Below are 12,095 nucleotides of genomic sequence, written 5' to 3' on the forward strand. Positions count from 1 at the left end.
GGACATCAACCTATATGGAATGGTGATCATCTGAGAGCTAAATAGAGAATTAGGTTAAAAATGGAATTTAATTCTTGATATAGGAACATACGTTTGGTATAATGAAGAAAAAAGAATGTACGTTGGTTTAATGTTGATTGAATTGGAGGGAGCAGGCATGGAGTTAGGAATGAATACGAGTTCGGGGCTTTCATCAATCAGCAGCCGCTTTCAAAGTGAGGCAGATTGCATTGAGGCGATTATTGCGATGAAGTGGCCAAACGGCTTCGTTTGCCCGCGTTGTGCTTATACCGAGTACACTCGTCTATCCTCTCGTCGTCTACCTTTGTTTGAATGTGGAAAATGCGGCTATCAAGCTTCTCCTTTGGTTGGTACGATTTTTGAAAGAACCCATCTGCCCCTGGTAAAGTGGTTTCGTGCCCTCGAGTTATTCCTGCTTCCCGATGGCATCTCAGCGCTGCGGTTGAGCCAGGTCATTGAAGTGACCTACAAGACCGCCTGGCTCATGCTGCACAAAATCCGTCATACCCTCGGCGAATGCGATGCCCAGGAACTGCTCTCTGGAGACGTGAAGGTCAACTGGTATGAGGCTGTGTATGGAACGCGTATGAAGCATGTATGAAGTATATTTGAAGCGCGTATGAGGCATATTTGAGGCGTTATGTTATTTATGCGCACAGACGTTCTGACGCAACGGGATATTCCTTAAGGGAAGCGGACAGAGACCCTATATTCCCGTGAGAGCACAACGAAAAAGCCCCCATCTCCCAAAAAAGACGAGGGCTTGCCTGACACAAAGTTTGATTTGCCTAGTCTAGTACGATAGCCACGACGATCGACAAGATGAAGAAGCCAACCGCCAATCCGACCGTGACTCGTTCGAGAACGAGCTCCATGCCGCGCGCTTTCGTTTTTCCGAAAAGATGTTCAGCACCCCCGGAGATGGCACCGGAAAGACCCGCGCTCTTCCCTTTCTGCAGCAACACGACTGCGATCAAACCGATCGAGAAAATAACGAGCAATACCTTCAACAAAATATCCATTCAATCCACCTCCTAAGTGAGAACATCTTTCATCTATACCATTGCTCAGAAATTTAGATACAAAAACAGCATTATTATTGTACCATAGCAATTCTGGGAAAACAACCGTTTTCCTTTAGATTAGCTGAGTTTATACACCCGTGCTTCATACGGCCGTAAATCGAGCTGCCGCACATCTTCTCCCGCAGGCACGTCATAGTTAGCAATCAAGAGTTCTGCGGACTTCACCTCATCGATGCTCATGGCAACGGCTTCATCTGTCGTCCAAGTGAAGTGGGCCGGTTTATCGTAAAAATTCAAGACAACCAACAGCCGTTCTTCTCCAAGCGTACGAGTATACGCATATACCTGCTGATCTTCCGGATTCAGCAGCTCGTAACGTCCGTATACGATCACCTCATGCTGTTTACGCAACTGAATTAATCGACGGTAATAGTGGAAAATCGAGTTGTCGTCCGCAAGCGCACGTTCCACATTGATTTCCTGATAGTTCGGGTTAACCGCCAGCCATGGCGTTCCGGTCGTAAAACCGGCATGCGGACTGTCGCCCTTCCATTGCATTGGCGTACGGGCATTATCCCGGCCCTTGGCATAGATCCCCTCCATGATCTGTTCTGTGGAGTACCCCTTCTCCAAGTACTCTTGGTACATATTCAACGTCTCGATATCGCGGTATTCGTCGATCGTCTCAAATCGTACGTTGGTCATGCCAATTTCTTCGCCTTGATAAATGTATGGTGTCCCTTGCAGCGTATGCAGGAGTGTAGCCAGCATTTTAGCCGACACATTATGGTATTCGCGGTCATTACCGAAACGCGATACCAGGCGTGGCTGGTCGTGGTTGTTCATATAAATGCTGTTCCACGCTCTCCCATCCAACATGGTCTGCCACTTCGAGAGGATCTGCTTGAGATCAACCAGTGTCCATGGTTTGGCCCACCACTTGCCATCCGGGCCCGAATCGATGCCCATCAGCTCAAACTGGAACACCATGTTGAGCTCATTCCGATCCGTCCCTGCGAATAAGATCGCATCTTCCGGCGTGACGTCCACCGTCTCACCTACCGTCATAATATCGTATTTAGACAACACCTCACGGTTCATTTCTTGCAGAAACTCATGAACCCTCGGGCCGTTAATGCAATTCCCTCCGTCCGCATGGTTTGGCAATCCCTCCGGTTTGGAGATCAGATTGATAACGTCCATACGGAATCCATCAATGCCCTTATCCAGCCACCAGGTCATCATATCGTAGACCTCACGACGCACCTTCGGGTTTTCCCAGTTGAGATCCGGTTGCTTCTTCGAGAACATATGCAGATAGTATTCATCGGAAGCTTCATCGTACTCCCAAGCCGATCCGCTGAAAAAGGATCCCCAGTCATTTGGTGCTTGCCCATCTTTGCCAGGACGCCAGATATAGTAATCCCGATACGGATTATCCTTCGATTTACGCGATTCCACGAACCAGTGATGTTCGTCTGAGCTGTGGTTCACAACCAAGTCCATGATCAGCTTCATGCCCCGTGCATGCAGCCCTTCCAGCAGCTCCTCCCAGTCTTCCATAGTTCCGAACTCATCCATGATCGATTGATAATTGCTGATATCGTACCCATTATCGTCATTCGGCGACTCGTAAACTGGGCAAAGCCAGACTACATCCACGCCCAAGAACTTCAAATAATCCAACTTCGAGATGATCCCGCGCAAATCGCCGACCCCATCCCCGTTACTATCCATAAAGCTGCGAGGATAAATTTGATAAACGACGCTTTCTTTCCACCATTTCTTGTCCACGATGCTTCTCCTCCATCTACCCTTAGATTCAGCCTAGTTTTTACCACTCATTTTTTCTATCTATCCAATGACTTCACAACGTAAACGTTTACTATATTGAGCAACAAAAACCTATTTCACTGATTACTGATTAATAGCATATATATCTTGAACGTAAACGTTTACTTTCAACTATATTACCGTCCTGCCAACTTGTCAATGACAATGCGCAAAAAGGATCTCTAACGTTCAAAGCCCCTGCTTGTAAATCCAAGCAGGGGCTTTGCGTCAGGCCGGAATCATCATCCGGCTGTCCTTCTTAACGATGAGCTTTCAGGTTGTAGAAGGATTTCAGGCCGTTGTATTGAGCCAAGTCTGCCAATTGATCTTCGATGCGAAGCAATTGGTTGTATTTCGCGATACGGTCCGTACGGGACGGAGCACCGGTTTTGATTTGGCCAGCGTTTGTTGCTACAGCGATATCGGCAATCGTGCTGTCTTCGGATTCACCGGAACGGTGGGATACAACCGCAGTGTAACCAGCGCGTTTTGCCATTTCGATAGCGTCGAACGTTTCGGTCAACGTACCGATTTGGTTTACTTTGATCAGGATCGAGTTACCGATACCCTCTTTGATACCTTTATACAAACGTTCGGTGTTGGTTACGAACAGGTCGTCACCGACGAGTTGAATTTTGCTGCCCAATTTCTCAGTGAGCAATTTCCAACCTTCCCAATCGTCCTCAGCGCAGCCGTCTTCGATTGTGATGATCGGGTATTTTTCAACCCAAGAAGCGAGCAGGTCCACAAATTCAGCGGAAGTAAAGGATTTGCCTTCGCCTTCCAGATGGTATTTACCGTCTTTGTAGAACTCAGTGGAAGCAACGTCCATACCCAGGAATACGTCTTTACCTGGAGTATAGCCAGCTTTCGTAATAGCTTCCATGATCGAGGACAATGCGTCTTCGTTGGAAGAGAAGTTTGGTGCAAAGCCGCCTTCATCGCCTACAGCCGTGTTCAGGCCTTTAGCTTTCAGAACGGATTTCAGGTTGTGGAAGATTTCAGCACCTGTACGGAGCGCTTCTCTGAAGGAAGGAGCACCTACCGGCAGGATCATGAATTCTTGTACGTCTACGTTGTTGTCCGCATGCGCACCGCCGTTCACGATGTTCATCATCGGAACTGGAAGCTGCTTCGCGTTAAATCCGCCCAGGTAAGCGTACAGCGGCAGATCCAATGCATCAGCTGCTGCGCGAGCTACTGCCATGGAAACGGCCAGGATCGCGTTAGCGCCCAGTTTACCTTTGTTTGGCGTGCCGTCCAATTCGATCATCAATTTGTCGATGCCAACTTGGTCCAGCGCGTCCATACCAATCACTTCAGGAGCGATGATTTCGTTAACGTTCTTAACAGCGTTCAGTACGCCTTTGCCCAGGTAACGAGTTTTGTCGTCATCGCGAAGCTCTACAGCTTCATGCGCACCAGTGGATGCGCCGGAAGGAACGATAGCGCGGCCCATAGCGCCGGATTCAAGATAAACTTCAACTTCAACAGTTGGGTTCCCGCGGGAGTCCAGGACTTCGCGAGCGTATACGTCAGAAATAATCGTCATGTTTACAGTCTCCTTTTTAAGTAGTTATTCCATTCAAATGGTGATCTATGTTTTTACGCCTTGCGGCTAGCAATCATCGATTGACCGGTCATTTCCGGCGGCTTCGGCAAGCCCATCAGGTCGAGCAGCGTTGGAGCTACGTCGGCGAGGATGCCTTTATCGCGAAGCACTACGTTCTCGTCGGTTACGATAAACGGTACCGGATTCGTGGTGTGCGCCGTATACGGACGACCTTCATCGTCGATTTCCATATCCGCATTCCCGTGGTCAGCAATAATGACAACCACTCCGCCTTTGGCTTTGACCGCGTCTACGACTTTACCTACGCACTCGTCCGTCACTTCAACCGCTTTGATCGTCGGTTCCATTTTACCGGAGTGACCAACCATATCTGGGTTTGCGAAGTTCAGGATGATCGCATCGTGTACATCGGATTCAATTTCCTTCACGCAAGCTTCAGCAACTTCATAAGCGCTCATTTCCGGTTTCAGGTCGTAAGTTGCGACTTTCGGAGAGTTGATGAGCACGCGTTTTTCGCCTGGCAGCTCTACATCGCGTCCGCCGCTGAAGAAGAAGGTGACGTGCGGATATTTTTCCGTTTCCGCAATCCGCAGTTGTTTCTTCCCATGTTGAGCTAACACTTCGCCAAACGTATTGTCGAGATCCTTCGGCTTGTACGCAACGTACCCATTCACCGTTTCTGCAAACAGCGTCAAGCAGACGAAATGCAGGTCTGTCGGGAATTTAGGGCCGCGATCGAAGCCTTGGAAATCTTTGTTCGTAAATACGTTGGACAGCTGGATCGCACGGTCTGGACGGAAGTTCAAGAACACAACGGAGTCGCCGCTCTCAACTTGTGCGATCGGCTCGCCTTTGTCATCCACAATGACAGTTGGCATCACGAATTCGTCATAGACCGATTTCTCGTACGATTCCGTTACGGCTTTAATCGGATCAGTATATTTTGGACCTTCCGCATAAACCATGGCCCGGTACGATTTCTCGACGCGGTCCCAACGTTTGTCGCGGTCCATCGCATAGTAACGGCCTTGGACGGTGGCAATCTTGCCTACGCCAAGCTCGTTCATCTTAGCGATCAATTGCTCGAGGAAGCCTTTAGCGCTGTCTGGAGCAACGTCGCGGCCGTCCAGGAATGCATGCACATAAACTTCGTGCATTTCTTCCTTCTTCGCCAGTTCCAGCATCGCGAACATGTGCTCGATGTGGCTGTGAACGCCGCCGTCGGACAGAAGGCCGTACAGATGGAGCTTCTTGCCCTTCGATTTCGCGCTGCGCACCGCATCAACCAGCGTTTCGTTCTTAAAGAATTCCCCTTCGCGAATCGATTTGGAGATCCGAGTCAAGTCTTGGTAAACAATCCGGCCGGCGCCGATGTTCAAGTGACCTACTTCGGAGTTCCCCATTTGCCCTTCTGGCAAACCAACGGCTTCCCCGCTGGCTGTCAGCGTAGTGTTCGGATATTGCTTCAAATAACGGTCATAGTTCGGCTTCTTCGCTTGGGCAACCGCGTTGCCTTCCACTTTGTCGCGAAGCCCGAATCCGTCCATGATGATCAGAGCTACTGGTCTTGGAGCCGTCATTTATTTCGCCCCCTCAACGAGCTGGATGTACGATTCTGGCTGCAGGCTGGCACCGCCGACAAGCGCGCCGTCGATGTCGCTTTGGCCCATATACTCCTTCACGTTTTCCGGTTTTACGCTGCCGCCGTATTGAATGCGGATTTTCGCCGCTACGTCGTCACCGTAAAGCCCCTGAACCAGGCTGCGGATGTAGGAAATCACTTCGTTCGCATCTTGTGCGGTCGAGGATTTGCCCGTACCAATTGCCCAAATCGGTTCATACGCAATCACCACTTGCGCTGCTTGCTCTGCCGTCAGGCCTTTCAAAGCCGCTTCGGTTTGAACTTTCACGACTTCTTTCGTTTGGCCAGCTTCACGCTCTTCGAGCTTCTCGCCAACGCAAGGGATCGGGGTCAAGCCATGTTTGAAGGCAGCCAAGATCTTCTTGTTGACGATTTCGTCGGTTTCACCGAAATATGCCCGGCGCTCGGAATGGCCGATGATCACATAGTCCACGCCAAGCTCTTTCAGCATGCGGCCGCTGATTTCGCCGGTGAAAGCTCCTTCGTCTTCAAAGTGCATGTTTTGTGCGCCGATTTTGATCGACGTGCCTTTCGCAGCTTCTACCAAAGCCGGAAGGTTCGTGAACGGAGCACAAATAACGCTCTCAACGCCAGCAACCTCCGCTTTCCCTTTTACGGCTTCGAAGAAGGCTTTGGCTTCGGAAACGGTTTTGAACATTTTCCAGTTTCCGGCGATAATTGGTGTTCTCACAGAGCCCACTCCTTTTATTTCATAGAGGTAGCTCAAAAAACGAACTTTGATCACGATGTATCTCGTGAAGCGGATTCGACTTCGAATCTTGAATTCAGCCGGGCCTTCCGTTGCTCACGTAGATCTGTCTACGCTCCGCTACTCAGTCCCTAGCTTCATCCAACCTTCTCGGTGCTGAAAGCTCGTTTTTTGAACCTTGATCTTAATGAGGTAGCTCAAAAAACGAACTTTGATCACGATGTATCTCGTGAAGCGGAAGTGCTGAAAGCTCGTTTTTTGAGCCTTGATCTAGCTACTTATTCTTACTTGTCGTTCAATGCTACAACGCCAGGAAGTGCTTTGCCTTCCATGAATTCCAGGGAAGCGCCGCCGCCTGTGGAGATGTGGTCCATTTTGGAAGCCAGATTGAACTTCTCAGCAGCTGCTGCGGAATCCCCGCCGCCGATGATGGTGTAGCCTTCCGTTGTTGCGCAAGCTTCTGCCACTTCTCTGGTCCCGTTAGCGAAAATGTCCATCTCGAACACGCCCATCGGTCCGTTCCATACGACCAACTTGGAGTTCTTGATGATTTCAGCATACTTCGCACGAGTCTTCGGCCCGATGTCCACGCCTTCCCAATCTGCAGGAATGCTGTCGATATCCACGGCTTTGTGGTTTGCGGTTGGGCTGAAGTCATCTGCTACGATGCAGTCGACAGGAAGAAGGAAGTTTTTACCCAGCTTCTTCGCCTTCTCGATGAAGCCAAGGGCAACGTCGAGTTTGGAATCATCCAGAAGCGATTTGCCGATTTCGTAACCTTGAGCCTTGAAGAAAGTATAAGCCAAACCGCCGCCAATCAACACGTTATCTGCAATGTTCAGCAGGTTGTCGATGACGTCGATCTTGTCTTTAACTTTCGAACCGCCGATAATTGCGGTGAAAGGACGGTCCGGGTTCGTCAAGGCTTTGCCGAGAACGGACAATTCTTTCTCCATCAGCAAGCCGGATACGGCTGGCAGGTAATGTGCGATTCCTTCGGTCGAAGCATGTGCGCGGTGTGCTGCACCAAATGCGTCGTTGACGAACAGGTCAGCCAGCTCAGCAAATTGTTTTGCGAGTTCTGGATCGTTCTTCTCTTCGCCTGGATAGAAACGTACGTTTTCAAGCACAAGAACGTCGCCGTTGTTCATTGCATTGACTTTCGCTTTCACTGCTTCCCCAACAGCTTCATCGACTTTCGCTACTTCTTTGCCAAGCAACTCGCTCAAGCGTTTTGCCGGCAGCGTAAGCCGCATATCTTCGTTCACTTGGCCTTTCGGACGACCCAAATGGCTCGCAAGAATGACTTTTGCGCCTTGTTCAACCAAGTATTTGATTGTTGGCAGCGTTTCGCGAATCCGGGTGTCGTCAGTAATTTGACCATCTTGCATCGGTACATTGAAATCTACGCGAACAAACACGCGTTTGCCGGTGACTTCCACATCACGTACACTTTTCTTGTTCATCTCCACGTTCCTCCTAAACGATATGCGCGGGTCTCCCAGACCAAAAAATGCGCATCTACGGCTTTGTCTTGGTTCCTCTCCTAAATAAAAACGCAATGAAACGAATCTCTATCTATAACTTTATTGGGTGTGTGTGAATGCCGTATTACATGCAAGAACCAAAGAGGAGTCCTGAACAGGTTGCTCCTCTTTGGGATGAATCTCTAATATGGGTAACTGCTTATTTTACTTTTTTCGCGAAGTATTCCAGCGTGCGAACCAATTGAGCAGTGTAGGACATTTCGTTGTCATACCAAGCTACTGTTTTAACCAGTTGTTGGTCGCCGACAGTCAATACTTTTGTTTGTGTAGCGTCGAACAGGGAACCGAAAGTCATACCTTTGATGTCCGAAGATACGATTTCGTCTTCAGTGTAACCGAAAGTTTCAGGGTCGGATGCAGCTTTCATTGCAGCGTTAACTTCGTCCGCAGTTACTTTCGTTTTCAGAACGGATACCAGCTCAGTCAAGGAACCAGTTGGAACCGGTACGCGTTGTGCAGCGCCGTCCAATTTGCCTTGCAGTTCAGGGATAACCAGGCCGATCGCTTTTGCAGCACCTGTAGTGTTAGGGATGATGTTCTCAGCAGCTGCGCGAGCACGACGGAAGTCACCTTTCGCATGCGGAGCATCCAGCGTGTTTTGGTCGCCAGTGTAAGCATGGATGGTTGTCATCAAGCCTTCAACGATACCGAATTTATCATTCAGTGCTTTAGCCATTGGAGCCAAGCAGTTCGTCGTACAAGAAGCACCGGAGATTACGGTTTCTGTACCGTCGAGGATTTCATGGTTTACGTTGTAAACGATGGTTTTCATGTCGCCAGTAGCTGGAGCGGAGATAACAACTTTCTTCGCGCCGCCTTTCAGGTGAAGCTCAGCTTTTTCTTTCGTTGTGAAGAAGCCTGTGCACTCCAGAACGATGTCAACGCCAAGCTCGCCCCAAGGCAATTCTTCAGGGTTGCGGTTAGCCAGAACTTTAACTTCTTTGCCGTTAACTTTGAAGAATCCATCGTGTACTTCGATGTCGCCTTCGAAGCGGCCTTGAGTTGTATCATATTTCAACAAATGAGCCAACATTTTTGCATCTGTCAGGTCATTGATTGCTACGACTTCAATACCTTCAACGTTTTGAATGCGGCGGAAAGCCAAGCGTCCAATACGTCCAAAACCGTTAATCCCTACTTTTACACTCATTGATAGTTCCTCCCAGTGTTTGATTTTTTATTATTCAAGACAGGCCGGATAAAACCCGTCATGAGTAAACCTATTTAGCCCCGGATCCGTTGATCAACTCGCTTACGATCTCTTGCGCCGCCGCTTCATCGGTCACTAGGATATCCTCTTGGCCAAACCGCAATACGGCATGGATCGCTCTCGCTTTGCTCTTACCGCCTGCAATGCCGATCACCGTCTCGGTCTGCATAATATCCTCGAGACGCAGGCCTAAGGTCAGCATTTTGTGCACGACGACGCCGTCTTCATTAAAGTAATATCCAAATGATTCCGCGAGCGCACCTTCTCTTCGGATTTCTTCGACCATGCTTGGCTCCAGCTTGCGCCGACGTGCCATCTCCATAGCGTCTCCGACCCCGTGCACTACGATACGCGCCTGCCGGATCATGTCCACGATATCCTGAATATTCGGATCGTGTACCAATGACTCGTAAGCTTCCTTCCCCAACAGATCAGGGACATGCAGCAAACGATACCCCGCACCCACGCGCTTCGCCATACCGGAAGCTATCGTGTTCGCTTGGATTTCCAGGCTCTCGCCAAGACCTCCCCGTGCCGGTACGAACCAGCTCTGCTTCATCGTGACGTTAGGCGGCGGATTCAGCTGATCTGCGACTTCCGCCAGCGTCGTGCCGCCGGTTACCGCAACCACCTCATCCCCACGCATGACACTAAGCAGTGCTTTGGCGCCTGCGCGCCCCAACTCCCGCTTCACCAGCGGAGAGGCTTCACAATCTCCGGGTACAATCACTACTTTGCGCAGCCCATAATGCTGACGGATCGTCTCCTCCAGGTTGGAGAGGCCAAACAATTCTTTGACGACCGGCTCCAAATCCTCTAGCAACCGCCGTCCCGCGTCGCTGATTCTCATGCCTATATTCTCGATTTCTATCAGGCCCTGGGCCTTCAGGAGATCCGTCTCGGCACGCAACACACGCTCCGTCATGTCCAGCGAATTCGCCAAGGTTCTACGGCCAATGACATCAGACAACATGATCTGGTGAAGTATGGTGTACCTTTTCTTGAGAATGTCCATGAGATCAGGAAGAAGCTGCTTTTGAATCTCTAATATGTTTCGCATGCTTTCCACTCCTGCAAGCTTCGTCTTCTCTCTCCATCTCCTGGCCTTAAAATGTCCCGGGATAACTTTTTAAGTCCCACTGCTATTTTACTCAATATTCTCCCTTGTTGCAAGCCTGACGTCCGTATCATTTACTTTCTTCGGAGCAGTTATACCCCTAGGCACAAAGAATCCCGCAAGAACCTGACATTTGAATCAGAGAATTGTCGAAAAATAGGCCGACTGTGTCCCGCAAGATTGCGGATGAGGGGAATCAGTTCGGTCATTTTCATAGAAAAAAGAGACCCTCCCGCATGGGAGAGCCTCTTCTAGATCTACATCATTTTATGGTTTCTCAATGGTTCAATTGTTCAGTCGGATCGACAATGCGCTTTTGGATTCCATCCGCAAACTCGGCAATTCAGTACCCCGGAGACGCAAGCGAACGTCAGACGCCTGCTCGCCGTCATTAAATAATACAATCCCAATCGAATCGTCCGTATTGCGGAAAGCGACGGAACGAATCGAAGGCTGCTCCGACTCGGCGGCGATTCTAACGGCCTTCGGGCGGATCACTGTGCTGAAATGGGCCAGCGCATAATAGTCCAGCGTATACTCGAGCTCGCGGGTCTGCTGGTTCACCGTAACGATCCCGCGGCAGGTGCTGCGGCCAAAGCCTGGGACGGTCGGACCATTCTGCTCATCCAAAGCCATATTCCAAAGCACCAGCGATTGGCTGTGATTTCGCAAAATCTCAATCCCCGTCCGCATGACATTGGAGAACGCCGGTTCAAACGCCGGTATCCATTCCCCGCCGGAGCCTTCAGTGAAATGAACCTCTTTGTCCGGGAAAGCCTCCTTCACTTGGCTTTGCGCTGAGGCTTCCCCTCCATACCAATGCCACGCCACCCCATCGACGGCTTCGCCAGCTTCCTTCAGCACGGAGAGCGGATACTCCGGCCGATCCCAGTTATGGTCATACGCCAAAATCTTCGTGGACAAGCCATGCTTCACAAAAGCCGGCTTCAGATAATTTTTCACAAAATCCGTCTGCATCTCGGCCGTCATCAGCATCCCCGGATAATGCCCAGGCACATACAGCGGTTCGTTCTGCGGCGTCACCGCATAAATGGATAACCCGTGCTTAGCGTATGATTCGATATAGCTAAGATGAACGTAAACAAAAGACAGCCCTCCAAATTGCTACATCTCGTAGGTTAAAATGGATAGTGTAGTATAAACCAAACCATTTCAGAGCTACATAGCAAAGGAGAGCTGATACTATGCAGTCTACCACAAAATTCGTCGGTTTAGATGTATCCAAAGAAAAAATTTCGGTTGCNATTGCAGATGTGAGCGGGGAAGCTCCACGCTATTACGGGAGCATTCCCCACACACCGGCAGCGTTACGCAAGCTTATCAAAGAGCTGGGACCGGCCGAAACGCTATCGTTTTGCTACGAGGCAGGACCCACGGGTTACGAAACCTATCGCTGG

9 protein-coding genes and 1 pseudogene are annotated in these 12,095 nt (G+C 49.9%); 1 reads left to right on the plus strand and 9 read right to left on the minus strand.

Annotated features, from left to right (window positions below; translation table 11 throughout):
• Positions 1-157: 157 nt before the first annotated feature.
• A pseudogene (locus M891_RS23565) lies at positions 158-604 on the plus strand (transposase); the annotation flags it as partial.
• Between the two features lie 205 nt (positions 605-809).
• Here M891_RS23565 and secG read toward each other — a convergent pair.
• The 9 genes from secG to M891_RS23570 all read right to left on the minus strand — a co-directional run bounded on the left by secG (position 810) and on the right by M891_RS23570 (position 11,790).
• Entirely contained in the window at positions 810-1,043 is a 234-nt protein-coding gene (gene secG, locus M891_RS0108375) for a preprotein translocase subunit SecG (RefSeq protein ID WP_016313998.1), read from the minus strand.
• Between the two features lie 120 nt (positions 1,044-1,163).
• Entirely contained in the window at positions 1,164-2,840 is a 1,677-nt protein-coding gene (locus M891_RS0108380; RefSeq protein ID WP_028538506.1) for a glycoside hydrolase family 13 protein, read from the minus strand.
• A gap of 298 nt (positions 2,841-3,138) precedes the next feature.
• A complete protein-coding gene (eno, locus tag M891_RS0108385) occupies positions 3,139-4,431 on the minus strand; it encodes a phosphopyruvate hydratase (RefSeq protein WP_009224970.1) in 1,293 nt (430 codons plus the stop codon).
• A gap of 53 nt (positions 4,432-4,484) precedes the next feature.
• Entirely contained in the window at positions 4,485-6,032 is a 1,548-nt protein-coding gene (gene gpmI, locus M891_RS0108390) for a 2,3-bisphosphoglycerate-independent phosphoglycerate mutase (protein WP_016314000.1), read from the minus strand.
• Complete coding sequence (tpiA, locus tag M891_RS0108395) at positions 6,033-6,785, minus strand: triose-phosphate isomerase (RefSeq protein ID WP_016314001.1); 753 nt, start codon at positions 6,783-6,785, stop codon at positions 6,033-6,035.
• Positions 6,786-7,087: 302 nt separating this feature from the next.
• Positions 7,088-8,269 carry a phosphoglycerate kinase gene (locus tag M891_RS0108400; protein WP_016314002.1) on the minus strand — a complete coding sequence of 394 codons (1,182 nt, stop codon included), beginning with the start codon at positions 8,267-8,269 and terminating at the stop codon, positions 7,088-7,090.
• A 220-nt stretch (positions 8,270-8,489) separates the two neighbouring features.
• Complete coding sequence (gap, locus tag M891_RS0108405; RefSeq protein WP_028538507.1) at positions 8,490-9,500, minus strand: type I glyceraldehyde-3-phosphate dehydrogenase; 1,011 nt, start codon at positions 9,498-9,500, stop codon at positions 8,490-8,492.
• A 70-nt stretch (positions 9,501-9,570) separates the two neighbouring features.
• Positions 9,571-10,620: a sugar-binding transcriptional regulator gene (locus tag M891_RS0108410; protein ID WP_016314004.1), complete on the minus strand. Its 1,050-nt coding sequence runs from the start codon at positions 10,618-10,620 to the stop codon at positions 9,571-9,573.
• A gap of 342 nt (positions 10,621-10,962) precedes the next feature.
• On the minus strand, positions 10,963-11,790 hold the full coding sequence (locus M891_RS23570; protein WP_269635582.1) for a glycoside hydrolase family 30 protein: 828 nt from the start codon (positions 11,788-11,790) through the stop codon (positions 10,963-10,965).
• Positions 11,791-12,095 lie beyond the last annotated feature (305 nt).

Source organism: Paenibacillus sp. J14 (genome assembly GCF_000518465.1).
In the GTDB taxonomy this organism is placed as follows: Bacteria; Bacillota; Bacilli; order Paenibacillales; family Paenibacillaceae; genus Fontibacillus; species Fontibacillus barengoltzii.